The organism is Spirosoma luteolum, from assembly GCF_054778875.1.
The window spans coordinates 98,639-125,274 of record NZ_BAAGZE010000020.1; the positions used below are offsets into that span (position 1 = coordinate 98,639).

Here is a 26,636-nt window from a genome sequence, read left to right on the forward strand (position 1 = left end):
GTTCGGCGGGGTTTAGCGGAAGAGCAAGGGGGTGGTAGTGGCCACGTACGTTTTTACATTCATCCAGGTGTGGCCCCCGTCGGTGATCAGGCTTTTGTAGTTCACCTTCTTCGCTTTCAGGTACTCCATAAACTCCACCGTGCCTTTGTACAGGAAATCATCGCTGCCCACGCTCACCCACAGCAGTTTCAATTGCTTGTTGGTCTGGTCGGGTTTGGTCACGATCTGGCTGAAATTACCGTCCATTTCCTGGGGCGACAGGTACGAACTGTAGGCGCATACCCACGCAAACTTGTCCATGTGGTTGAAGGCTGTGCGCAGCGTTTGCCCGCCCCCGCGCGAAAAACCACCGATGGCCCGGTTCTCCCGGTTGGCGATGGCCCGGTAATTTTTCTCGACATACGGAATAATGTTGCCAACCAGATCGGCCGTGAACTCGTTGGCGCGTCTGACGGCATCGGCTCCGTCGCGCACGGTTGGGTCGGCGGGTTTCGGGCCTCCCTGCTGCTCGGCCAGCCGGGCCGCAATGTTGCCATAGGGCATCACCACGATCATCGGTTTCACCTTACCCTCAGCCAGCAGATTATCCAGAATCAGGTTGGTCCTGCCGACTTTGTAGAATGTTTCTTCGGTATCGGTAGTACCGCTGATGAGGTAATAGACCGGGTATTTCTGGCGGGCGTTCTGGTCGTAGCCCGGTGGCGTATAGACCACCAGCGAGCCCGTTGTGCCTGCCACCGACGGGTAGTATTCGTAGTTGATCGAGCCGTGGGGCACGTCGCGCAGGGCATGCACCAGCGGCCCATCGCCGGGGATGTCGACCAGACTGGCTTTGAACCGCTCGTTAGGGAAAAACGCGACATTTGCCGGGTCCATGACCGTAACCCCATCGACCCGGAAGCTGTAGGGATAGATGTCGGGTTTGACGGGGGCCGTCGTCACGCTCCAGATACCCTGCGCATCTTTGCGCATGGGCAGGGCTGCTTTCTCAAACTGCGCACTGAGTTCAACCGCCCGGGCCTGCGGGGCCAGGTAGCGGAAGGTAACCGAATGGTCGGGGTTTACCTGGGGCGACACCACCTGCGGGCCGCGGGGGGGCTGGCCCAGAGCCAGGCTGCACAGGCCCAGCAGGGCGCAGACAAGGCCTGGTCGACGAATGGAACGATTAATCATGGGGCTTGCGGTTAAGGAATTGGCTGGTAATGTGTTGCGTAGGTCGCTGGTTAACGGGCCTGGCTGTCGACAAAAAGATCGTTGTTCAGCCCGTTGCAAAACGAGACTAGCGGGTGATGATATCGATCTCGGCATAGCCCGGCGCGGAGTTTTCCCCAACGGTTCTTAGGGCACGTAGCCTGATGTACCGGGCGCGGGTAGGGGCAAACGTTTTGGTTTGCCAGACCGGGCTGTTCTTGATGTTTGAAAACTCGCCGTCGCTGACCCGTTTCCAGCTGGCATTATCGGCCGATACTTCGAACTGATACTGCGTAACGATGCCCGCTTCTTCCCACCAGTTCTGGGGCGGCAGGTAGCGGAAGCCAGTCAGGGTTTGTTCGCTGCCCAGATCGATTACCAGATCGGCCGGTAGCGGCTGGTCTTTGGGCTGACGCCAGGAAGTGCCGGGGTTTCCGTCCAGCAACTGCGCGCCCGATCGGGCCTCTGCCGTCAGGATTTTCCAGTCGGTGCGGGCCACATCAAACTGCTCCTCGCCCATCGTGCTGCTCTGCTTCGTAAAGGGATTCCAGGCAATTGCCTTTACCCCGACTTTTCCAGTGCCGGTGGATACGGGTGTGGTGTAGCGGGTTGCGCGGGCAGTTGGCGTGCTGCCGTCGAGCGTGTAGTACAGTTCCGATTCACTATCGCCCGCGTTGAGTTGGATCTCGCCGGCCTGATTACGGGTAATAACGGGGGACGACAAAATCAGGGGCGCATTGAATACTTCGAGGTTTGCAATGAGGGGGCAGCTTTTGGCATCCAGAATGGTCAGCCGCAGCTGGGTAGCCGTTACCGTCGGGAACCGCAGTATGCGCTTGTAGCCGATGGTGGTTTCTTTGGCCACCTGCTTCCACTGCCCATTCACCAGCGCGTCGACCGTAAAGGCTTTGACCCGTTGGCCCAGCTGGATGGGCTCCTGCACCAGAAACCGGTTGAAGGTGGTGGGTTTGCCAAACTGCACCGTCAGGGCCGCCCGGCGCACGTTGTCATCCGGCGCCCAGTAGCTCGCCAGATCGGCATCGATGGCCTTGCCGGCGTTATAGGCCGCGCTGTTGCCCCGCACCTGGGTTGCCGTTGCGGTGGCCTTTTGCGCGAGATTATCGGCGAAGGCTTCTTTCGTGGCTTTCGCAAACGCCTGCACAGCCTTCTCGTCCAAGGGATTGATCAGGCCGTTGGGCATGATTGGAAAGTTGAGCAGCAGGGTCGCGTTCCGGCCTACGGAGTTGTAGTAGGTATCCATCAGCTGCGGCAGCGTTTTCACCTTTTTGTCTTCGCGCTCGTGGTAGAACCACTCGAGCCGGATCGAGGTGTTGACTTCGCCGGGCACCCAGGCATTGCCCGTTTCGAGGCCGTGGCGCAGCTGCGCTTCCGGTACATCGCCCGTGGCATTCAGCAGACTCCAGTTGGTTTCGCCCACGTAGCCGGCTTCAGTGCCAACCCACCGCAGGTCGGCCCGGTCGCCCCCATCGTTCCAGATTACGATGTTAGGCTGGAGTTTACGCACCAGTTTGTAGGTGTTGGGCCAGTCGTAGTAGGTTTTGGCGTCGATTTTTCGGGTCTCGTTGGCCCCGCCGTAGTAGCCCGACCCACCGTTGGCACCGTCGAACCAGATTTCGAAAATGTCGCCGTAGTTGGTCAGCAGTTCCGTTAGCTGATTGCGGAAATACGTGATGTAGGCGGGCTTGCAATAGTCGGGATGGTTGCGATCCCAGGGCGACAGATACACGCCAAACTTCAGGCCGTATTCCTTGCAGGCATTGGCCAGCTCGCGGACAATGTCGGCTTGTCCATTGCGCCAGGGGGTGCTTTTAATAGAATAGTTGGTGTACTGCGACGGCCACAGGCAAAAGCCGCTATGGTGCTTGGCGGTGAAAATGATTCCGGTCATACCCGCTTCCTTGCAGATACGCGCCCACTGCCGGCAGTCGAGTTGGGTGGGGTTAAACAGTTTTGGGTCTTCGCTGCCCAGTCCCCAGGCCATGTCGGTATAGGTGTTTATCGAAAAATGGATAAACGCGTAGTATTCCATCTTTTGCCAGCGCAGCTGATTGGCGCTCGGCAGTGGTCCCTCGGGTTTGGGCGCGGTGGGCTGCGCAACGGCAGACAGCGCGCTTAGCAGACAGACGATCAGGCGAAAGCAGTACGTTCCGGGCATCGCAGACAGTAGTAAATTACCAGGTTAGTTGGAGTAAGGAAACGCCCTGACGGGGCAGGTCGAAGGTGGTGGTGAGGCTGCCGTTGCGGGTGGCCTGTGCCGTGGGGCGACCCAGTTCCTGAAGCTGCCCGGCTTTTTCGAGCGCCTTATACTGGTCGGGCGATACCTGCTGCGGACTGCCCAGGGCTTTCCAGGCTTCAAATGAGTTGCTGTGCCGGTCATCGACCCGGTAGTGATGCACGGTCACGGGTTTCCGGCCGAGCCCGTCGATGGTCAGGCTTACGGGGGCGGACGGGCCCGTCACGTTGTCATCGTGGTAATGCCAGACCAGCACACAAACCGAGTTGGCTCCCTTGCTGGCCAGTGCGTTCACGTCGCTGGCGGCCCGAACGCCGTGGGCGATAATATCGGCGGCCTGTAGTCCCTGCCCGGTCGTGACGGCCAGTCGCTGCCCGTTCATCTTCCCGAACATCCGGAACACATTCAGCACGGGCTTGTCGACGCCGTGGGTAGCCAGGTCGCGAAAGCCGGCGAACCACGGCTGATCCTCAAACTCAAACGACCAGCTCACGGCTCCGCGCAGGTTCACCTTATATCGATCCATGAGTTCGTAGATGCGGGCGAACGAAGCCGCCGTGTAGCTCGAATACATGGTACCGTTGCGGTAGGCGTATTTCGGTTCGCGGGTTTCAGAGCAGGCGGCACAGCCTTCGGGGTCGCACTCGCCCACGATGATCGGTATGTTTTTCAGTTCGGGATACTGGTTGACTGCTTCAAAAGCCCGCTGCACGTCTTTCAGCTGCACACCCATGTTCATGCGCACGTGCCCATCGACCAGTTCCGGATTGCCCTTGGCGTGAAAGCCGATGTATTGCAGCGGGGAGCCGGTTTTGCCGGTCGCGTAGTTCTGGCCGCGCAGGCAATGCTCGATGAATCTGGTCAGGTACGTGTAGGCTTTGTCGCTGCGGGGACTGGTGGTGTGAGGCCCGCCGATGGTGCAGTCCGGGCAGGCCCGTTTCAGGCCGTCGGCGGCATAGTCGTAGGTTTTACAGTACTCCTCGAACGTGCCCGACCAGTAGCCGATGTCGGGTTCATTCCAGACTTCCCAGAGCCACGAACTGACTTCCTTTTTGCCGTAGCGGTCGATGGAATGCTTCGCCCACTGGTAGACCAGCTCGCGCCATTTGTCATAATCGTTGGGCGGGTAGGTCCAGCCCGTCCAGATGGTACCGCCCTTGCTCCAGGTGTGGGCGTAGGGGTCGGGTTTTGACGAAAGAGCCCGGGGCATAAAGCCAATTTCCATAAGCGGTTTCATGCCCCGTTTCACGTACGAATCCACGATGCTGTCGACCGTTAGCCAGTTGTAGATGGGTTTGCCGGCAGCGTCTTCCCGGTAGGCATCGGTGAAGCCCCACTTGAGGTCGGGACCGGGGCTTTCGCCTTTGGAGGTCAGCAGGTTGTGCGCCCGCACGTAGACCGGTACGGGGCTTAGCTGCTGGAGTTCGGTCAGTAGTTTCTGGCCGTCGGCGCGGGTGGTGTAGTTGGGTTCGTCGTAGCCAAAGAACGCCCAGAACGGCCGCATCTCGCCCACGGGTTTCCCGGCATCCACCCGAATCGAAACCGGCACGGGCGATTGGGCGGTTAGCGGCTGGCTGCCCAGCAGCAGCATACAAAAAAGGGCAAGTCGTTTCATGGGCTCAGGCGTTGGCATGGCTTACTTGTTGATCCAGTTGTTTTGTTTCAGCCACGCAAACAGCGGTTCCATCCAGCCCGGGTGCCGGAAAATAAATCCGTGATCACCCCTGGGGTAGATGTGCATCTCGACCGGCACCTGCTGGTGCCGCAGGGCCTCGAAATACCGGATGCTGTTGTCTACGTCGACGAGTTTATCGTCGGCGGCATGGGTCAGGTAGGTTGGGGGCGTGTTGGGCCGCACCTGAAGTTCGCCGGAGAACAGGTCGATGGTCTGCTGCGACGGGGCAGAGCCCAGCAGACTGGTGCGCGACGGTTTATGGGTGAGGCTGTCTCGCATGCTGATGACCGGGTAAACCAGCACCTGAAAATCGGGGCGCAGGCTGGTGTTCTCAGGATTTTCCACATACGATTTCTCGAACTTGGTAGCCGCTGTCGAGGCCAGATGACCACCCGCCGAAAAGCCCATGATACCGATTTTACGGGCATCGATACCCCAGCTGGCGGCATTCTCCCGTACCCGTTTAATGGCCTGCTGGACGTCCTGCAAAGGGCCGATTGTCTTGTCGGCCATGATGGCGTCGCTGGGCAGGCGGTACTTCAGCACGAAAGCCGCAACGCCCTGTTCGGCCAGCGCTTTCGCCGTGTTCACGCCTTCGCCGTTGTAAACCACCACGCCGTACCCGCCACCGGGAACGATGATGATGGCCGCGCCCGACGCTTTGCCCGGCGCAGGCTTGTAGTAGGCCAGCGTAGGGTTCGTAATGTTCTTCAGCACACCCGTTTCCGCGCCCGTCTCCACCAGGTCGGCTGGTTTTGCATTCGGCACGGCTCCGCTGTAGAGCGGCATGATTTCCTGGGCTTTTGCGGTGAACGCAGCCAGGCAGCCAGCCAGCGCGGTGATGGTCAGCGTGTTGCTGCCTGTTGCGCGTAAACGAAAGAATTTCATGTTGCCAGGGGTTTATAACCGGGTGAGTAGAGACCGCAACGGCCTTAGTTCGTTGCCGCGGGTTTGACACCCAGCAGCGACAGCATTTGCGTGGCGTATCGTTTGCCCAGTTCCCGGTAGCCGGCCGCGTTGAAGTGCAGATCGTCGGCCGAGTCGGTGCAGCCGGCCGATGAAATCACGTGGGCGTTTTTAATCGTTTGCGGAAGGGTAGCGATTATTTTGTTCATGCTTGCACATTTGCCGTTCTGATCGGCGTTGACGGTCTCACCGGCCAGCAGCGGTACGTTGGCAGGGTTCAGGTTCAGGTCGTGCATCAGGTTATCGTAGACCACCTTTACCTTTCTGGTCCAGAGCGTATCGCCCGTATTCGATTCGCCCTGATGCAGCAGGATGCCTTTGATAACGCCGTCTTTTTGCGCCAGCCGGGCCATGTCAACCAGTCGGCCGTAGGGATTGCCCTCGTATTCCTGAATGAAATTCTTCATCCAGCCCGGCACCGTCGTTACGTACGATTCGTAGTGGTCCTTGTCGAACAGCTCGATCTTGCAGCCGCCGATGGCTACGTTGATGACGCCCACGCGAACCTTCCGGGGCAGATTGGCCACCAGCTCCCGACCAAAATAATCGGCGGGGGTGAGGCCGGTTTTGCAGCGGCACAGGGGTGGTTTGGCGGTGTACCAATTACCCCTGGTCCGGTTGAGGCCGGGGCAGTCGACCGCTTCCATCACCTGGAAGCGTGGGTTTACGCCCACCGTGTCCTGCGGCTCAATGCGGGCGTTGCCCTCCATGTTCGACTGGCCGAAGCAGAGGTAGATGTGAAAGTTTTTGTCCTGGGCCAGGGCATTCAGGCTCAGCAGGAGCAGACCCAGGCAAAAGAAACCATGTACGGCCGTTTTCATATCAATGCGTCGGTAAGGGATGTTTGTCGGGTATGGGGCTTGCTTATTGGTTAATAATCACCGTGGTCACGCTGGCCGGCGGGATGTCGAGGGAGGTGGCCCTGTCGGCAACGGTCAGGTTTTTGGGGGCCATGCTGGCTGTCAGCGTGGTCGTGTAGGCGGAGGCTGAAGCCGGTGTCAGCCCGTTTAGCTGCAGGTTGCTCACCGCCGAGGTGCCGGGGTTGATGAGCACGACAACGGTCTGGCTGCCCTTTTTATAGGCTGTTATCCGGAGCTGGGGCGCCGATGTATTGTCGACACTGATCCGTACGAAACCCGGTCTGACGAAGCGGGCGTAATGCGAAAAGGCGTAGCCTCGTTTCAGAATTGCTCCCGTTGCCGTACCTTCCTCGCCATCGCCGATAAACGAGTAATAGCGCTGCAGATACCACCAGATGTAGGCGTTCCAGTTGTTCGACATGGCATCGTGCACGCTGGTCAGCATCTTGAGCGATTCATCCCATTTAGCGGTTTCCGAGTAGGTGCTCCATTTAGGCGCCCCCGCGTTGCCGGTATCGAGGTTCAGCAGGTATTCGGTCATCCAGATTTCTTTTTGCTGCTGCTCGGCCAGCGGCAATCGGGCCAGTCCTCCGCCGTAGATATGACCGGCCACGATGTCGATTTTCTTACTGGCTTCGGCGTCATTCAGAATAGCGTTCGTGAGGCCCTGATTGAAATTCAACGATTCGGGCGCAGCTAGTTTGACACCTGCGATGGTGCCGGGGGCCCGCAGGAAACTAATAAAGTCGTCGGCGGTATAATCGCACGATTCGTAGGTTGGCTTCCAGTCGGGTTCGTTCTGGATCGAGACCACATCGATGGTGGCCCCCCGCTGCGCCATGTACGTTACGTACTCGTTGATGTAGTCTTTAAAGGGTTTGTAGTTGTCAGGCAGCAGATAGCCCCGAACCTCACTGTTGTTGCTTTTCAGAGCGGGCGGTGGCGACCATGGGGAGGCCAGTACTTTTACCCCGCGCTTGTTGGCTTCTTTAACGGCCTCGACAATGATGGGCCAGTCGCTTTTGTTCGACGACAGACGTACCCGAAAAATGCTTAGCCCCAGTTCGTTGTCGCCCGTGCCAAACGCTTTTTGGGCGTCGGCCGGCAGCAGCGACTGGGTACCCCACATGCGGTTGGCGCCCCCGAAACCTGCAATGGTCTGGTAGGTGGTCTGGGGGTTGATGGCGATAACGGTTGCCGCGGGTTTGGGCGTAACGGCAACCGGCTCGGCAGCACGCTGGCAACCCGTAAGCAGCAGGCTCAGCGTGCAGGCGTAAACGGTTGGTTTCAGGTGGCTTATCATGAGGTTTTGGTTTTTGGGCATGCCGTAAGGCCCTTAGCGTCGGGGCGAAAACTGCAGGGTTCTGATCGTGGCCAGCCGGGCCTGACCAGCCGGAAACTTTATGAATACATCGTGATGCCCCGTCACACCGCTGAGTGACTGGCTAGCCGTTGTCCAGCTTGCCCGACCAGCGGTCGACTGGAGTTTCAGACTGCCGATCTTCTTGCCGTTTTTCAGGTCGTCGAGCCAGATTTCCAGCGTTCCTGCGCCGGTTGTTGTCAGCTCCAGCTGAATCTGTTTGGCTGCGGTGCTGCCGCTGCCCAGATCGACGCCCGACAGCATGAACCACCCGCCCCGATCGGTCGTGTTGGTCACGGCCGCAGTCCGCCCGTCGCCCACGGTTTCAACGCCGTACTGATTGCTGTAGCCCACGGCCGGCAGGCTCGAAAAGCCATCTTTACACACGAAAAAATCGAAGTCGGCGGGTTTCCCGTCGGCAAATAGCCCCAGGCTTGTACCCACCCACGAGTTGTAGTTGGGTTGCACCTTGTCTAACGCGACCGCGCTGATAGGGGCACCCACGGCCGTCCAGGTCTTGCCGTCACCGCTGAAGTAACCCGTCAGCTGATGCTCGTAGCGCGTTACTTTCAACCAGACCACCTTGCCAGCGGTGTTGGGCACTGTGCGGGTGGCGGTATCGAGTTTGAACACGATTTGCTTACTTCCGTCGAAGCCGCTGTACAGCTGGGCAACCACCGTCTGATTGCCGTTGGTGAGGTACAGGCCGGCTTTGTCGGCAGGGGCGCTGGCGTTGAGATCGACCCGCGTCACGGCCGAATAGTAATGATCGGTTTCTTTCTGCAGCAGGTGCACCCGGGCGGTGTCGGGTGCGAGCCGCATCCAGCCTTTACGGTCGGTGAGCGAATAGCGGCTGGCCGCGCGCTTGTTCAGAAAATGCCAGTTCAACGACAGGGGCTGGGTATCGAAATAGTCGGACTGGGCACTGCGCCACAAGATACCGCCCTGCGGCAGGTTCGGTTTCTGTACGGGCTGGGTGGTGGGGGCCATACCCCAGGGCCGGTCGCCTTCCCAGATCACCGGGTACAAACTCGTTTGCCGGCCCATACCCGACCAGTCGGCGCCCTGCAGCGGCTTCTCGTAACTCTGTCCGATGGTCCACCACGTACCGTCGGGCAGCTGGATCGGGGCCGAAATGTGGTTGGGCCGCCGAAAACCCGTTTTGGGGTCGCTGATGGGTTTGAAGAAATCGCCGAGCCGCTCCCACTGGGTCGAGTCGGCGGTCAGGGCTTTGCCCCGCATGGCATACTGCCCGCCCGACACGTCGCCCGCCGGAAAGTAATAGTAGTAACCGTTGCGCTTGCACAACACTGGCCCCTCGGCCCAGCTGTACTGTAGTCTGGCGTTGACCCAGTCGAGGTTTATGACCGACGAAGTGAGCTGTCCGTCGCGGCCCAGCTCCTGAATACGGTTGGTCTTCTGCCCATTTTTGATCACCATGTACGGCTTGCCGTCGTCGTCCACAAAAATGGAATTGTCGTAGCCCAGCGGCCCGGTTTTGGGGTCACCTTTCACGCGCACTGGCTCTGACCAGGGGCCTTTGGGGTTGCTGGCTTTCGAAAACCACTGCCCGTTGGCCGAGAAATAGATCCAGTAGGAGCCGTAGAAATAAGTGATGGCTCCCTGCCAGATGCCCGCCGACGGCCGGTCGGTGACGAAGCTGGCCGTCGGCGGTATCACCCGGCTGATCACCTCCCAGTGCACCATGTCTCTGGAGTGGTAGATGGGCAGGTAGGGGGTAAAATGAAAGCTGGAACCGCAGTGGTAAAAGTCATCGCCCACGCGCAGCATCGTCGGGTCGGGGTGATCGCCGGGCAGCACCGGGTTCATGTAGGTCGTTACCTCGCTGTAGGCTGCCTGCTCAGCAGTGGGGCGCTGCGCCAGCAGGGTCGTACCTGTGGCCAGAAGCAGGACCAGATAGCGGAGCCGGTTCAGAATCGTTGGTTGGTTCACCGTGTTACAGCAGAGAAAACGTGAAGGCATCAGTTGTTAAATCGGCTCATTGAACCAGCAGGGCACCGCCGTTGCTCGGGATGACCCATTGCACCTCGCCCGATTTCGGGAGTTTGGCCGTGGTCACGCGGCCCGCCAGCTGGGCGTCGTCGCTGTACAGGGTGTACTCGCTCCCGGCAGCGAGCATGGGCAGCCGAATTTTTAGTTTCAGGGGTTCTTTTTGGGCATTCACACCCGCTATGTACCACTTCGTGCCCTGCCGGCGGGCCAGCACTACGTATCGGCCCGGGTAGCCATCGATATACCGGACTTCATCCCAGGTGGTGGGCACGGTTTTCATGAAGTTGATGGCCCAGGCCGGTGCGTCGGTGAGGTTGTTGGGCGCCAGGGCAAAGTGCTGCACACTGCTTTGAAACAAAACCGCCGTTGCCAGGGCATACACATCTGAAGTAACGCGTCTCGAACCTTTATTCGGCGTGTTGGTAGCGTTGTAAAACCTGTTCAGCGCACTGCCGCCGAAATCCATGCTGCCTACGGTATTCCGAATGAACGGGTGGATAGTCGCGTTAAAGGCTTCCATGTCGCAACTCCGTTGCGAGAAAGCCAGGTTTTCGCTGGCCAGCACCGCTTCGCTGGCTGCGTAATTGGGGTACATGCGCTCCCAGCCCCGGGGTAGGGTAGACCCGTGAAAAATGCACAGGATCCCATAATCATTGGCATCGTACAGAATGTCTTCGTACAGCTTCATGGTCTCCTGTTTATCGCCCCCGAAGAAATCGACTTTGATGCCTTTAACGCCAATGCTCTTCATCCAGGCCATTTCCCGGCGCCGGGCAATGGTGTTGTCCATAATACCCCGTGGCCCCTGGGGCGCATCGTTCCAGTAGCCATTGGAGTTGTACCAGAGATACAGGCTGACACCCTTGCCCGCGCCGTAGCGGGCCAGCTCGGCAATTTTGGCGCGGCCGATCTGCGTATCCCAGAGCGCATCGACCAGCACCGTTTTGTACCCCATGGCCGCGCTGAAGTCGATGTATCGGATCTGTTCGTCATACACCGTTCGACCGTCCATACCGATGATCCAGCTCCAGCTGCCCTTGGTATATTCGTACGGTTGCGAAGCTGCATAGCGGGGCTCGACCACATCGAAGGGCACGGTGGTTTCGACAATGGGGGCGAGGGTTTCGCCGACGGTGATCGTGCGCCAGGGTGTTTCGCCCGGTAGCGGAAGGCCGGGAGCCGGGGTGCCAATGCCGTTGTTTTCGTCGGGCATGGGAAAGCCGATGGTGTATAATCCCCCGCTATGCCCAATCAGCCGGCTGCCGCAGTACCGACTGTCGACGCCCGTTTCCGAAAGAAGCACCCAGCCACCGGTACTGACCCTGAAGAGGCACGGAAAGGTGTAGCCGTTGCCACGACCGTTCTCGCCCAGTGTATCATCGACCGTGTAGGGTATTTCGTAGCTCGGCATGGTGCGGGCAAACCCCACCATTGCTTTGCTCTGCGCCGACAGAAACGTGGTCGTGCCGGTCGGCAACACGAAGCCGGTTTTTTCTTCATTGACAACGCACGACCGGGAGGCCTTCTGCGGGTAGACTTTGTACCGGAACGCAACATCGTTGTTGCTGACCCTGAACGTAATGTCGATGGCGGGCGCATTGTCTTTCGAGTAGGCAATTACCCCCTCATTCGCTACGTAATGAACCTGACTTTTTTTGATGGTCGGCAGGGCATAGGTGGTGTCGATTTTGCGGCTCGTGCGCGCCCCGGCGAGCGTCAACCCTTCGGTAAAATCGCCCACGTTTGTTTTAAGGCCCAGCGGAGAGGTCGTCAGATAGGGCTTGCCGTTCAACGAAACCGCGTAAGCCGGTTTGCCGGCTTCGAGCGATAGCGTGACCACCAGGTTGCCATCGGGGCTGGTAATGACCGTACCCGTCGGCTGGGCCTTTACCCGGCCGACGGTGAGCAGGAAAATCAGAATCAGGTAGTGCGTACTGTGTTTCATGTGAGGGGTTACTTACCCGACAGGCTGGGCGTTATCCGGAAATAATCGAAATCGGCATAGCCGCCCGGCTGCTGGGTGGCGTAGGTAAACAGGCCAAAGCGGTAGCCCATAAAGTGCGGAATGGTGTAGGGCATTTTCAACGGTTCGCCGATGGCGGTCCAGGTTTTGCCGTCGAGACTGTAGAAGAAATGGGCGGTATCGGTACGGTCGCGGAAGTCGCACTCGGCTTTGAGGTAAACCGTCTGCTGGTTGAGCGGTACCCGCTGCACATCGACCGGTTTTCCTGACGCGGCACTGACCATGACCACCGACCGGGCGCCGTTGCTGACCTGTATGCCCACCAGTCCGTAGTTTTTCTGCAACAGTCCCAGACCGGCGAAGTCGCCCTCGTGCAGGTTTGCCGCATCGAGTCGGGTGACTCCCGTACTGGCGGGGCCTATAGTACGCTGGGTGAGCGTGTTGCGGGCCATGACGAACGAGGTGTCGATGCGGCCGGTTTTCAGGCGCAGAAACCCGTTCCGCTCCCTTACCGACCACAGGCGGTTGTCGGGGTTGTGGTTCCACTGCCAGACCAGCGGCAGGGCCGCATCGCCGGTTTTGCGCGTAAACTCATCCGACGCTACGATGCCGGGTATTAAACCCTTGCTGGCGGGCAGGTTCAGCGCTTCGGGCACCTTCCCGTTGTCGCCCAATACCGGCCAGCCATCCGCCCAGCGCACCGGCACCAGATACGGAATCCGGCCCACCCCGCCCGAGTCGCGGAACAGGTATGCATACCACGTGCCATCGGGCGTGTCGATCAGCCCGCCCTGGGCCACGCCCTTATCCTGCAGCGCCACGCGCCCTTCCCAGGGGCCAGTCAGTTTGTCGGCGCGGTGAATGACTACCGTGCGCATGCCGCCTTTGGGCCAGGTGACGTTGAACAGGTAATAGTTGCCTTTCACTTTAAACAGCTGCGACCCTTCTGCGGGCAGACCGCCACCCGTTCCTGAGGGCGTGCTGGCATTGTCGATCAGCACCTGCTCGGTGGCCCCCGGTTTCACCCCCGAGGCATCGGGCGTTAGTTCCACCAGTTTCAGCCGGCCCGCCCCGTAGATCAGGTACGTTCGGCCATCATCGTCGAAAAACAGGCTGTGGTCGTGGTACGAGGGTGCGAACGATGTTTCTTTCCAGGGGCCTTTCTCGATGTCCCGGGTGGTATAGATGTACGTTTTGCCGGTGGTCTGGGCAAAGGTCGTGACATAGTACAGGCCGTTATGATACCGCAGGCTGCTCGCCCACGAGCCCCGTCCGTAGGTGCTCTTGCCGTTGGTCAGGTTCAGCGCGTCGACGCTGGCGAGGGTATCGTAGGCGTAGCCCACCAGCCGCCAGTTTACGAGGTCGGTCGATTTCATGATCGGCAGGCCCGGACTCAGGTGCATGGTCGTGCTGCTCATGTAATAGGTGTTGCCCACCCGGATCATGGCCATGTCGGGCACATCGGCATAGAGGATGGGGTTCCGGGCCGACTGGCCAACAGCCGCCAGGCGTCCCAGCAGCAGTAGGAGGATCAGCAGGCCGTATGGTAACGAGTTGGTGCTCATGCGAAAAGAACAGACGTTGGTTGGGGGCGACTACTGGAGGGGGCCAATCAGTTCGATAAACGTACCGTCGGGGTCCTGCACCAGCACAAAGTGCGCTTTGTCGTTGAGGGGCGTTGGGGTACTGCCCAGAAACGGTACGTTCATGCGGGTGAGCCGGTCGATGATGGGTTGCAGGGCCTTTACCTGAATGGTGATGTACTGCATACCCGTATCGTCCTGGATATGGCGGGGTTTGGGGTGGCCCGCTTTTTTACCAAAGCTCATCAGCTTCCAGTCGGTGGCGTCGGGGCTGTTGTCGAGTTTCAGCAGGGTAACGGTGGTCGGTACGCCGTTGGACAGGCCCGAGCGTTTGCCGAACTCCTCGGTGATGGGAAAACTGCCCGTTTTGACCATACCAATGCCGTTTACATAAAAATCGATGGAACGGTCGAGGTCGGCCACGACCACACCTACCCCGATGGCCTTGCTGGCGAAATTCGACTGGGCACAGGTATAACGGGTAAGCAGCAGGCAGACTGCCAGCAGCACCCAGGCTGTTCGTGTGTTTTTCATGCGGTTTGAGCGATAAAGGTCGACCATCCGGACAACCTGATACAAAATGGTGTCATTTTGACACTTTTTTAGTTACACGTGTAAAATCCCCTTAATGAGCAGGTTCGTGAAGCTTGCCCGTTAGTTTGTTACTAGTCTGATCTGATTAAAGCGTGGGGTACTGGTCCCGTTCTGAGCAACGATTTTTATCGTCACTACGTCCTGACTGGCGGCTTCGAGCCGAATCGTTTTTCCCGAAACCGATACAATGTGGGCGGGTTGCTCATTGATAAAAAAGCGCGCATGCTCGGTTGGGCTATCTCCTAAAGCAACAATGTCGATGTACTTACCCGCCCGACCTTTGTTCTGGAGCTGGTAGGTCATATACGACCGGGTCCGGCGCCAGAACTGCTCGTCATCGTAGCCCGATTCGCTTCGTTCGCCTTTGTACTGGTGGTCCACTTCGGGCTGCTGCTCCCCGCAGTTCACCTTATCGACCGTGTTGGCATCGAGCGCCAGGGCCGCTGCTTCCTGCTGTTTCTGCCGGGCCTGCTGCTCGGTGAAGGTTGCCGGCGTGAAGGTCTGAAAATACAGTTGATAGCGGGCATCGTGCACTTCGTAGAACGGCTGCAGCGTCAGCGAATCGAGGCTGAAGCGGAGGGGGGCAACGGGTTTGAGCTGCGCCAGGTAGGTGGCTGAGTCACCCACGAGTGCATGGGCTCGCGTGAGTGGGTAGAGCCGGCCTTTTGTTTCGTGGCCCATGCGGCTGTCATCGGCAAAAAGTCCGGTCAAGTCGGCCGTCGTTGTTTTGGCGGCCAGCACGATAGGGCCGTTGACAAAGGCGGCCCAGTTGGACCCATCGGGCAGGTACTCGAGCCGGGTCGACGTGTTGAAGCGCACCGTAACGGTATCGCCCTTTTTCCATGTCCGGCGAATGGCTACGTAACGGGTTGTCCCGGCATCGACGGGCTGGGGTTTTCCATTGACCAGCACGGTCAGGTTTTCGGCCCAGGCAGGGTAGCGGATGTTGATCGCATACGGCTGCGAACGCGTCTGGTCGACGGTCAGTTCGGTCTGGTTCTGGTACGGGAATCCGGTACGCTGGGTAAGCCGGATGTGCTGCTCGGCCCAGTTTAGTGTCGACGGAATGAACAGGTTGACGTAGAGGTCGCGGGCCGAATGGCTGTAAATCAGTTCGCCGTATTTGGTATGGTTTTCCAGACCCGACCCCACGCAGCACCACATGCTGGTTTCGGGCTGCGAATACACCCGGTAATGGTTGGGCCGGATGGGCGTGAAGTACACGAAACCGCCTTTCTCGGGGTGCTGACTCGACAGGATATGGTTGTACAGGGTGCGTTCGTAGAAGTCGAGGTAGCTAACGTCGTTTTTATCGAGAAACAGGGCCTTGCTTAGCCGCAGCATGTTGAACGAGTTGCAGGTCTCGGGCCCCTGATTCGATCGCAGTACCTGGCTGAAATCGGTGGTCGGGTTGAAGTGCTCCCGCACACTGTTGCCACCGAACGCCACACTTCGTTTCTGCGATACGGTCTGCCAGAAATACACGGCCGCTTCCGACCAGTCGGTGTTGCCGGTCAGCGTGGCGATTTTTTCGAAGCCGATCACTTTCGGTATCTGCGTATTGGCGTGCAGGCCGGTGAGCTTATCCTGCCTGGCGAGCAGCGGTTCCAGCAGCGCCCGGTGCGAGATGCGCTGGGCGGTTTGCAGGTATTTCGGGTCGCTGGTCAGCACATACAGGTCGGCAAAGGTTTCGTTGATGCCGCCGTGTTCGGTGCGTAACACCTGCTGAATCTGCTCGTCGGACAGGGGCCTGATGAGGTCGATAAACCAGTCGCCCAACCCCACCAGCACTTTTTTGGCGGGCTCGCTGCCGGCGTAGACGTAAGCGTCGCGCAGACCGGCAAACAGCTTGTGGATGTTGTAGAGGGGTACCCAGGTATTATTAAGTCCGAAGCTGCTACCGTCGATATCGCCTTTGTGAATCCGCTCCCAGAACACCTTACCCTGCGGGATGCCGCCCACGTACCCGTTGCCGTTTTTAGCCTGACAGGCAGCCAGTTCGGCAATCATGTAGTCGAGCCGTTTTTTCAGTTCCGGCTGGCCAGTTGAGGCATACATCATTGCCAGCGCCGACAGGTAGTGTCCGCCAATATGACCGTCCAGCCCCGCACTTTCCCAGTTGCCGTAGCGCGGGGCTTTCAGGGGCAGGCCGGCATCGATGCGGTAGGGGGCCAGCAGCTTATCGGGATCGAGGGCCAGTATATAGCGCAGGTCGACATCCTGCGCGTTTTTAAAGGGCCCATCCGTCAGTTTTACCGCCTGCAGGGCAAACGGCTGCATCTGACCTAAGGCCCGAACGCCCAGCAGCAGACAGAAAACGGTTGGCAACAGAAGCTTTCTCACGGGGTAACAGCGTGGTTTGGAAGCGATTGGTCGGGCAGCGGTCACAACAGGACTACTGCCTGTACATGGGGTCATCGCCCTTGTAGCGCAGGTACTTGAAGGAAGCCGAGTTGTCGGATTTTTCGCCTGACGAGGTCGCATAGAGACCATACACACAGCCAATAAAGCTGTTGGCGACCTTCGTGCTCAAAAACTTGCCGTCGACCTGGTCTTTCAATACAGTCCAGTTTTTCCCATCGGTCGAGTACTGGAAGCTGTACAGAGCGCCCGCCGACTGTATCTTAAAATGGACCGTTGGGGCCGATGTCGTTAACGGCATTTCGGTCAGTAAGTCCATACCTTTATCTGCGCTTTTGAAGAGCTGCACCACGTCGTTGCCTTCTTTTTTCGATTTGGCGACGAAGTAGAAGTGGCGTTCGTCCTGAAAGATGACCAGCCCGGCTTTTTCACGGTCGGTTTTTGGCGAAAAGGTCAGTTCGGTTTCGGCGGTGCTCATCAAATGTTGCTGCCGTTTACCCACAAACGACGGGTTCCCGGCTTCCGAAATCGTTTCCGGTTTAAGCTTGAGTGTCAGTCCGTTTGCTTTCGATGTGCTAAAGGAGCTGCTATCTACCGTTCGCAGAAAAAGCATCGACAGATCGAGCCCCTTGTCGAACAGCAGGGTGTAAGCAAAGTTACCGCTCTGCGGTAAGGCTTCCTTCTGTTTGACTTCTTTGATGTTGGTTGGGTACTGGTAGGCAATGGCTTTTTCGCCGTGTTCGATCATTGGCCAGTCGTTTACCCACGTCAGCGGGGCAATAAACATTTCGCGGCCGGTGTTGTAGTAATCGCCTTCGTAGGGACGTACCGCCAGAAAAATGGAATACCAGTTGCCATCGGGCCCCTCGATAAACTGCGCATGCCCGGCCGAGGTGATTGGGTTGGGACGATCGGCTGGCAGGCCCCGCTGCGTCAGCACCGGGTTGCCCTCAAACGGTACGTATGGCCCCCAGATATCCCGGCTGCGCAGGGCCACCTGCGAGTGATTGACGGAGGTGCCGCCTTCGGCCGCGTACAGGATGTACCAGCCGTTCCGCTTCAGAATATGCGGCCCTTCGATCCAGACGGGTTTTTTCGACAGGTCGACCCCGCCGTTGACCAACTGTTTTTCGTCGCCGACAACCTTTAGGTTCCGGTAGTCGAATTCATACATCCGGATGGTGCGGTGCCCCGGGTAGAGGGGTTTGCGGTCGGGCGCATCGCTGTTGTAAATGACGTAGGCTTTGTCGGTGGCTTCATCGAAATAGATGGAGGGATCAATACCTTTCACCTCCGGAATCTTGACCGGATTACTGTAGGGGCCGGCCGGATTTTTGGCCGTGACCACAAAATTTCCATCATGGTCGATATCCGTACAGGTTACGTAATAGGTCCCTTTATAGTACGTGATAGCGGGGGCAAACAGTCCGCGTGTCATCCGTTCGCCCATGAACTCCAGTTGCGACGGGCGATTGATTACGTTGCCGATCTGCTTCCAGTTTTTCAGGTCGCGGCTGTGCATGATCGGCAAACCGGGAAAGTAGGAAAATGTAGAATGGACGGAGTAATAATCAGGACCAACCCGAACGATACTTGGGTCGGGGTAGAAACCGGTCAAGACCGGGTTGACGAGCGTCGTCTGGGCAGTCAGATCAGGACTCCAGACAAAACAAAGAGCCGCAAGTAAGGACAAGATCGAAGTCTTAAACATAAGTCAGTGGGGCCGAAAGCCGCTTTTTTGGAAACGGGTTTAGTTACTGGGCAACCAGCGTATACACGCGGCCGGGGCGCGTGGCTATGTCATACAGCCACGTCTCGTTTAGCGCAGGGGGCGCCAGGTTCGCTTTGGCCGATACGATGGGTGTCGGTGTGGGTTCGATGGTATAAAACGGGTTTGGGTTGGGACCGGATGCCGGTTTGAGGGTTACACCGTTGCCGGCCTTAAGGACATTGGGCGTTCGCAGGCGCAGGTTGCCGCCGAGATTCGATTTGATGGTAACGGCCGTTAGTTTCCCGGCCTTCCAGTTCATATCAACGATCTCGAAGCCGCCAATGGCCCGGATGCCACCAATATGGCCGGCCGGCCAGACGTCGGGCAGGGCGGGGAGCAGATGAACGGCCCCGTCGGCACTCTGCAGGAGCATTTCGGTAATGCCCGACGTGCAGCCAAAGTTGCCGTCGATCTGAAACGGCGGGTGCGCGTCGAACAGGTTATCGTAGGTGCCCCCCCCGTCTTTGGTCACGCCAAGCGGGGTGAGTTGATTCTGAATCAGGGTGTAGGCATGATTACCATCCTGCAGGCGGGCCCACCAGTTCACTTTCCAGCCCATGCTCCAGCCGGTCGATACATCGCCCCGGTGCAGGAGCGTTGTGCGGGCGGCTGCGTAGAGGTCGGGGGTGCGGGTGGCCGAGATCTGGTTGGATGGAAAAAGGCCGTACAGGTGCGATACGTGGCGGTGCTTGTCCTGCGGGTCGTCGATATCTTCGAGCCACTCCTGCAGCTGAGCGTGCTGCCCGATGTGCATGGGCGGTAGTTTGCTGCGGAGTACTTTCAGCGTATCCGAGAAGGCGGCATCCTGCCCCAGCACCTGGGCGGCCCGGATGGTAGTGGTAAAGACATCGAACGCAATCTGGTTATCCATCGTGGTGCCGGCATCGAGCGAGGAGCCGCCATGGGCTTTGGGCGCATTCTCGGGCGAACTGCCGGGGTTGGCCACCAGCCAGTGGTAGGTAGGGTGTTCGACCAGAAAATCGGCGTAGAACAGAGCCGCGCCTTTCAGAACCGGATAGACCGATGCGAGGTACGTTTTATCGCCACTGTAGAGGTAGTGATCCCACAGGTGCTGACTGGTCCAGCCGCCCCCGGCAATCCACATGCCCCAGAAGGCGCCGTCGATCGCCCCCGTGATCCGCCAGATATCGGTATTGTGGTGGGCCATCCAGCCCCGGGCGCCGTACATGCTCCGGGCCGTTTCCTGCCCCGTTTCCGACAGCTCCCGCACCATCCGCAGAAAAGGCTCGTGCAGCTCGGAAAGGTTTGTTTTTTCGGCCGGCCAGTAGTTCATCTGGGCGTTGATGTTGATCGTGTACTTACTGTCCCAGGGAGGGCGCATGCTGTTGTTCCAGATGCCCTGGAGGTTGGCGGGCTGACCTGCGGCCCCGCCCGCCTGTTGCCCGTTCGGATTGGGTTGCGACGACGAGATCAGCAGGTAGCGACCATACTGGTAGTAAAGGGTAACGAGCTGTGGATCAGAAACTGACCGGAAATTTTTCAGCCGGGCATCGGTCGGCAGGCTGGCGGCATCGGTGTTGCCCAGGTCGAGGCTGACCCGGTTGAAATAGCGCTGGTAGGCAGCTACGTGGGCGCTTCGCAGGGCGGCAAACGATTTGGGATAGGCCGCCGACAGATAGGCAGCCGCGCGCCGGTTCTCGTCGCCAGTCAGCTCTTTATAGCTGGTAAAGTTGGTAGCAATGGAGAGGTAGATCGTGGCGGTGGTAGCCCCGGCTACGGTGAGGGTCGAGTCGGTTGCCGTAAGCTGGCCGCCCGACGTTTTAATGCGGGTTATCCCCCGGAACCGAACCTGTCCCTTCACCCCGTCGTGATCCGACGTAGTGGCAGACAGGCTCAATTCGTTGGGGGCACTTCGGGTAATCGCAGGTTGACGATGCTGGGTGGTGTATGAAGCAGAAAACGACAGCTGGCCCGGTTTACTGGCCGTTACTTGAACAATAAGAACCTGGTCGGGAAACGATGCGAATACCTCCCGGGTGTACGTCACGCTGCCCACGGTATAGCGGGTGCGGGCCACCGCCTGTTCGATATCCAGCTCCCGGTAATAGTCGGTGAACTGATCGTGACCGGCAAAGGTCAGGTTTAGCGTACCGACGGGCTGAAAAAGCTGCCCGTGCGATTTTTTGGTAATGATGGCCTTGTTGGCCAATTGCTCGGCTTCTTTCTGCCGACCCTCAAAAATGAGCCGGCGAATCTCGGGCAGGGCGGCCAGCGCATCGGGATTGTCGTTGCGGTTGGGACCTCCCGACCAGACGGTGTGCTCGTTGAGCTGAATCGTTTCCCGGCCAACATTGCCGTACACCATGGCGCCCAGCCGGCCATTACCGACGGGAAGGGCGCGTTCCCAGACCGCATTGGCCGGCTTATCGTACCAGAGCCGCAGCCCGGTTCGCGACTGGGCCTGGGTCATTGCAGACAGGGTGAGCCAAAGGAGGGTGGTGAAAAGCGCGTGGTTCATGGGTCGACGATGAGATGGGTAAACCAATACCCCGGAAAGCAGAATGATACCAGAGAGGGAACACGGTCGGCCGTGTTCCCTCTCTGGTAAACATACGAACTAGTACCCTGTATTCTGCGGAAATTTAGGTCCTTCCACTACCCGGTCGATCTGGGTTTGCGGAATGGGCCGCAGCATGTGGTAATCCTTGATGTAGGGGGCTGCTTCGGGGTTCCAGGCCTGCACCCGGCGTACCAGCGAGCGGGTCCTGACCAGGTCGTGCCAGCGCTGCCACTCGCCAAACAGTTCCCGGCTGCGTTCGTCCAGGATGAAGTCGACGGTTACGTCGGCCGGCGTGATGGTCATGGCCGTAACGGCCGCTGCGTTCTGGGCCGGCGTGTTCGTTTTACGGAACGCGGCCCGCTGCCGAACCACGTTGAGCAGGGCAGCCGCTTTGGTGGCGTCGCCCGCTTTCAGGTACGCTTCGGCGCCCGTCAGGTACACGTCGGCAAAGCGGTACAGCACCACAGGCCGGGTCGAGGGGTCGTTGAAGTTGGCACCCCGGCTGGGATCCATAAATTTCTTCAGGGAAGGAAAAATCCCGTTGTTCCACAGGCTGGGGGGGACCACGATGCCCTTGAAGGGCCGGGTTCCCACGAACTGCGGAGCGCCGGCGACTTCGAAGTCGGGCAGCCAGACAGCCGTGTCGGCACCCACCACGGTGGTGTAGCCGATACCGCGTTTGTTGTTGGCCGCGTTGGCTGCGTTGGTGATGGCCGTGTTGGCAATGTAAACGTTATAAAACGAATTGGCGTAGCGCGAATCGACGGTCCGGTTGGTAAAGGCCTGATCGAGGAAATAGCTTTTGCCCGCGTTGGGTCCCGACTTCTGCCGGTCGCTGTTGGGCCGCATCCGAACGTAAGGCCGGCCGTACTGCGAATCCCGGATCATGCCCGATGTACCGCTGTTGACCAGCGTACCCGCCGAGTTGATAAACGAGTTGACTCCGCTGTTGTTGGGGTAGTTCCAGGTCGTAAACCAGGGAGTCAGGTTCTGGGCAAAGCCGCCCGATGCACCGCTCCCCACCGTGTAGTAGCCAAATTTCGGATCGAGTACGTGATCGCTGACAAACATGGTCTCTTTGCCGTAATCATTGGCCGGCACGAAGGCATCGCCGTAGTCGGCCCATAGATCCAGTCCGTAGGTGCCCTTGTTGGCGATGATGTTGTCGCACAGGGTGGCGGCCTGCGTAAAATCGGCTGCGGTATTGTTCAGCCAGCCGCGGGTCAGGTACGCCTTGGCGAGCAGCAGCTGGGCAACGGGTTTTGTGGCTGCCTTGCCCAGGAAGGGGGCCGTTGGCGTATTGGGCAGGTCGGCCGCAGCTTCGGTCAGGTCTTTGATAACCTGTGCGTACACATCGGCTGCGGGCTGGCGCGAAGCCGCCTGCGACGGCACCGTGATGAAACTGGTGTTCAGCGGCACATCGCCGAACGTCTGCACCAGGTAGAAATACCAGAAGCCGCGCAGAAACTTGGCCTGGGCCAGGTACTGCTTCCGGGTGGCATCGGGCAGGTCGATGGTAGCGCCATATTGCAACACCCCGTTCAGGGTATTGATGTCCTGAAAGGCGGTACTCCAGGCTGCGCCGAAGTTGCTGCCGTTCAGGCCATTGTAGGTGTAGGCGGGGCCACCACCCGAGCTGGCACCCTGCAGAAACTCGTCGGTGCCGGCCTGCATCTCCACCGTAAAGCCTTCGGTACCCCACTGGCCCCGAAGATCGTTGTAGACACCGGCGATACCGCCCAGTACGCCCGCCGGGCTGTTGAAATAGGAGGGTACAATCTGCGACTGTGGATTTTCGTCCAGAATCTTTTCGCAGCCTGTTGAAAGCAGGGCGGTCAGGCCAAGAATAGCCCAAACGTTTATCGTTTTCATAGGATGGTCAATGATTAGAATTTGAGGTTTACGCCGAAGGTGAATTGCCGAACGGGCGGGTTGTTCAGGTTGACGGCGATCTGGCGTTCGGGCGTTGCGCGATCGGCTCCCTGGGCGCTAAGCGTGGCCGAACCGGATGCGTAGCTGTTGCCTTCCGGATCGATAACCAGATTCTGGCTCACGATGGGCGAATACAGGATAAGCGGGTTGGTCGCGTTGAAGTACACCCGGGCCGAGCTGGCACCAATTTTCCGGATCAGCGAACTGGCAAAGGTGTAGCCCAGGTTGATGCTGCGCACTTTAATGAACGACCCGTCGTAGTAGCCCAGCGTCGAACCAAACCACTGAACAGCTCCGCCGGCGTCGGGCGCAGGGAAAGCGTTAGTAGGATTTGTATCGGTCCAGTAATCGGTTTTCACCTGGTTGACCCGGCCCTGGTTGAAGAACGCGAAGCCACCCGAACCCGTCGAGTTGCCCGTCAGGTAAGGCACGACTACTTTCATGCCCATCCGGGCAAACGTAACGATCGACGCGTCGAAGTTTTTAAACGTAAAGCGATTGGTCAGACCACCTTCCCACTTGGGCTGGAAATTACCCAGGATCTGTCGGTCGGCCGGATCGATTTTACCGTCACCGTTGACATCCTGCACCCGAATCTGACCGGGAAACTGCCGGGGTGCGGTCTGCCGGTCGATATCCGCCTGATCGCCCGTTTGCCAGATACCGATCTTGTTGTAATCGTAGATAACCGACAGGGGCTGTCCGACAAACCAGCCGGCCCCCACGTTCGACTGTTCGGTCGGGGTGGTGAGCTGGGTAATTTTTTCGCGGTTGAAGAAATAGATTACGTCGGCACTCCAGTTGAACCCGCCCGGCTTCCGGAAGATATCGAACGTCAGCGAGGTCTCCAGACCACGACCTTCCGTACGACCCAGGTTTTTAAGCGTCGAACCGGCGCCGTTGCTGGGCGGCAGGGGTACCGACAGCAGGATGTCTTTGGTTTTCTGCAGGTACCAGTCGACCGTACCCGTAATCCGGTTGTTGAACAGCCCGAAGTCGATACCGATGTCGACCTGGGAGGTCGACTGCCAGCCCAGGTTGGTGGCGGGCAAGCTCGTGACGGTGTAGGCCAGCTGCTGTCCGGCGGTACCCAGACCGAAGTTGTAGTACCCGGCCGACAGGGCGCCGAGGGTTGCGTAGGCCCCTACGTTGCGGTTGCCCGAGATACCCCAGCCTCCGCGCAGTTTCAGATTCGAAATGGCCGGCACCCGTTTCATAAAGGGCTCTTCGATCACGTTCCAGCCGCCCCCGATGGCGGGGTAGTTGAAATAGCGGTTGGCGGGCGACAGTGTCGACGAACCATCCCGGCGCAGAGTCAGGGTCAGCAGATACCGGTCGTTGTAGCTGTAGTTGACCCGGCCCATGTACGACAGCAGCCCGGTTTCGGCAAAGGAGTTACCAAAGTCAGAGTTGGCCACTGGTTGCCCCGACGCCAGCGAGAAGTTCGAGGTTTTGATGTAATCGGCCGGCACACCCGTCACGGTAAAGCGGCTGCCCAGCGAATGGTTCTGCGTTACTTCGTAGAGACCCGTCAGACCGAGTTTATGCTTGCCGAACGTTTTGTCGTAGTAGAGCAGGTGCTGGAGGTTGATATCCCAGTATTCGGTATTGCTGATTTCGGCATTCGACGACGACTGGACGGTAGCCTGGTTAAAATACGTCAGGGGTCCGCCGTAGCCGTTGTAGTTCGACTGGCTGAAGTTCAGCCCCGCGTTGAAGCGGTAGCGCAGGCCGTTCAGAATCATCAGTTCGCCGTAGAGGCTGTTGAATGTCCGGATCGAGCGCGTACGGCCCAGATACGCGTCTTTTTTTGTGATGATCGTCAGCGGGCTGATGCCGGCCGCGTCAATCGAGCCTTCCGAAGGGAACAGGTTTACCGAGCCATCCGCGTTGTAGGGAGAAGCCAGTGGCGTCAGCCGTACCAGCCCGCCCGGCACACCCCCGCCACCAGGCGTGTTGGTGTAGGTAAGTGTGTTCAGCGTGTTCAGACCTACCTTGATCCGCTTGCCAACGCGCTGGTCGATGGTGGCGCGAATGGTGTAGCGTTCAAACTTCTGGCTGGGAATGATACCCGTTTCGTTGAAATAGCCCAGGCCCAGCGAGTACTGCGTGTTCTCGGTGCCGCCCTGCATGCCCAGCTGGTGGTTGGTATTGAAGCCCGGTTTATAGATCAGACCCTGCCAGTCGGTCGACACGCCGGCAGCCAGTGCTTCCTGCTCCTTGATGGTAAGCGGATAGGCCGTGGTGCCCGGAGCGGTGCGGTTGTATTTGGCCGCATCGGCCTTGAACTGTGCGTACTCGGTGCCATTCATCACGTTGTATTTACCCATAATGGTGGTAATGCCGTGGTAGCCGTCGTAGGTGAAAACAGGCTTGCCAATTTTACCCCGTTTGGTCGTAACCAGAATGACCCCACCGGCGCCCCGCGAGCCATAGATGGCGGTCGCCGAGGCATCTTTCAGGATTTCCAGGTTGGCAATGTCGTCGGGGTTGATGTCGTTCAGCCCCCCGTAGGGAATCCCGTCGACTACCACCAGGGGGCCGTCGAGACCATCCCCGTTGCCGGTTGTCAGGGTGCGGTTACCCCGGATCCGGATCTGACCCTGCGAGCCCGGCGTTGAGCCGTTGCTGACGATGGTTACCCCGGCGGCCCGGCCTTTCAGCTGGTTGACGAGGTTGGGAGCCGGTACTTCTTTCAGGGTAGCCTCGTTGACCGATACGACCGAACCCGTCACGTCGCGTTTGCGCTGCACCCCATAACCGACAACGACCACTTCGTTGAGGGTTTTGTCGTCGTTGGCCAGCGTTATGTTGATGGCATTCCGCGCACCAACCGTTACTTCCTGGGTCTGGTAGCCGATAAATGAAAATACCAGTACCGTACCGTTGCCCTGGGGGGCCGTCAGGCGGTAGTTGCCGTCGACATCGGTGGTGGTGCCGCGGGTGGTGCCTTTGATCTGGATGTTGACACCGGGCAGCCCCTCGCCCGTTTCGCTTACAACGCGGCCCGTAATCTGCACATCCTGCCCAACGGCCTGATCCGATGTGGTTTCGGTGACCTTGAGCGGGGCCTGGTTGCGCTTGATCACGATCTGTTGACCCACCACTTCATAGCTCAGGTTCAGGGGCGATAGCAACTGGTTGAGCACCTGCTGCAACTGCTCGTTTTTAGCCTGATAACTGACTTTTCGCTTCGACTGGATAATTTCCCGGCTGAACAGGAACTGTACTTTGGCCTGTTCTTCAAGCCGTTTGATAATCACTTCGATGTACTCATTCTGAATGCTCAGCGTTACCCGCCGATCGAGTAGCTCCTGGGCGTTGCCTTTTGTGGCAAAGCTGATGTTGACCAGATTGAGGGCCAGCAGGAGCTGTAGCCCCAAAATTTTGAGAAGCCTGTTCCAGCGCTTCTGTCTGTTCGACCAATTGTTCATGTTAGGGTGTTTGTAGCGCGTTTACCAAATAGTTAAGGTGTTGCAGTGTTTAAATGTGTCAGTTTTACACATTTCTGAAAGCGTCGTCGAGGGTGTACCATCGACTTACGGGGTAAGTGACGGGCTCTAGTGCATCGGCATCGGGGTGTTTATGGTTT

At 58.7% G+C, this 26,636-nt stretch carries 15 protein-coding genes; all 15 read right to left on the minus strand.

Features of this window, described 5'->3' with window-relative positions:
• Positions 1-12: 12 nt before the first annotated feature.
• Positions 13-1,173 carry an alpha/beta hydrolase-fold protein gene (locus ACYVAC_RS17755; RefSeq protein WP_461099111.1) on the minus strand — a complete coding sequence of 387 codons (1,161 nt, stop codon included), beginning with the start codon at positions 1,171-1,173 and terminating at the stop codon, positions 13-15.
• 106 nt (positions 1,174-1,279) lie between these two features.
• Positions 1,280-3,367 (minus strand): alpha-L-fucosidase, encoded by a 2,088-nt coding sequence (locus tag ACYVAC_RS17760; RefSeq protein ID WP_461099112.1) that lies wholly within the window; start codon positions 3,365-3,367, stop codon positions 1,280-1,282.
• 16 nt (positions 3,368-3,383) lie between these two features.
• Positions 3,384-5,060: a GH39 family glycosyl hydrolase gene (locus ACYVAC_RS17765; RefSeq protein WP_461099113.1), complete on the minus strand. Its 1,677-nt coding sequence runs from the start codon at positions 5,058-5,060 to the stop codon at positions 3,384-3,386.
• Between the two features lie 21 nt (positions 5,061-5,081).
• Complete coding sequence (locus tag ACYVAC_RS17770) at positions 5,082-6,008, minus strand: alpha/beta hydrolase (RefSeq protein WP_461099115.1); 927 nt, start codon at positions 6,006-6,008, stop codon at positions 5,082-5,084.
• Positions 6,009-6,052: 44 nt separating this feature from the next.
• Positions 6,053-6,907, minus strand: a complete 855-nt coding sequence (locus ACYVAC_RS17775; RefSeq protein ID WP_461099116.1) for a sialate O-acetylesterase — start codon at positions 6,905-6,907, stop codon at positions 6,053-6,055.
• Between the two features lie 43 nt (positions 6,908-6,950).
• Positions 6,951-8,249, minus strand: a complete 1,299-nt coding sequence (locus ACYVAC_RS17780; protein ID WP_461099117.1) for a glycoside hydrolase — start codon at positions 8,247-8,249, stop codon at positions 6,951-6,953.
• A 33-nt stretch (positions 8,250-8,282) separates the two neighbouring features.
• Positions 8,283-10,259, minus strand: coding sequence for a family 43 glycosylhydrolase (locus ACYVAC_RS17785; protein WP_461099118.1), 1,977 nt, complete (start codon positions 10,257-10,259; stop codon positions 8,283-8,285).
• Between the two features lie 46 nt (positions 10,260-10,305).
• Positions 10,306-12,264 carry a glycoside hydrolase family 97 protein gene (locus ACYVAC_RS17790; protein WP_461099119.1) on the minus strand — a complete coding sequence of 653 codons (1,959 nt, stop codon included), beginning with the start codon at positions 12,262-12,264 and terminating at the stop codon, positions 10,306-10,308.
• A gap of 8 nt (positions 12,265-12,272) precedes the next feature.
• Complete coding sequence (locus tag ACYVAC_RS17795) at positions 12,273-13,847, minus strand: glycoside hydrolase family 43 protein (RefSeq protein ID WP_461099120.1); 1,575 nt, start codon at positions 13,845-13,847, stop codon at positions 12,273-12,275.
• 30 nt (positions 13,848-13,877) lie between these two features.
• A complete protein-coding gene (locus ACYVAC_RS17800) occupies positions 13,878-14,399 on the minus strand; it encodes a VOC family protein (protein WP_461099121.1) in 522 nt (173 codons plus the stop codon).
• A gap of 120 nt (positions 14,400-14,519) precedes the next feature.
• Positions 14,520-16,739, minus strand: coding sequence for a glycoside hydrolase family 127 protein (locus tag ACYVAC_RS17805; protein WP_461099209.1), 2,220 nt, complete (start codon positions 16,737-16,739; stop codon positions 14,520-14,522).
• A 115-nt stretch (positions 16,740-16,854) separates the two neighbouring features.
• Positions 16,855-18,531 carry a glycoside hydrolase family 43 protein gene (locus ACYVAC_RS17810; RefSeq protein ID WP_461099122.1) on the minus strand — a complete coding sequence of 559 codons (1,677 nt, stop codon included), beginning with the start codon at positions 18,529-18,531 and terminating at the stop codon, positions 16,855-16,857.
• Between the two features lie 43 nt (positions 18,532-18,574).
• The gene (locus ACYVAC_RS17815) at positions 18,575-21,070 is read right to left on the minus strand and encodes a glycoside hydrolase family 95 protein (RefSeq protein ID WP_461099123.1); all 2,496 of its coding nucleotides are present in this window, start codon (positions 21,068-21,070) and stop codon (positions 18,575-18,577) included.
• 99 nt (positions 21,071-21,169) lie between these two features.
• The gene (locus ACYVAC_RS17820) at positions 21,170-22,984 is read right to left on the minus strand and encodes a RagB/SusD family nutrient uptake outer membrane protein (RefSeq protein WP_461099124.1); all 1,815 of its coding nucleotides are present in this window, start codon (positions 22,982-22,984) and stop codon (positions 21,170-21,172) included.
• A gap of 14 nt (positions 22,985-22,998) precedes the next feature.
• Positions 22,999-26,478, minus strand: a complete 3,480-nt coding sequence (locus ACYVAC_RS17825; RefSeq protein ID WP_461099125.1) for a SusC/RagA family TonB-linked outer membrane protein — start codon at positions 26,476-26,478, stop codon at positions 22,999-23,001.
• Between the last annotated feature and the right edge of the window lie 158 nt (positions 26,479-26,636).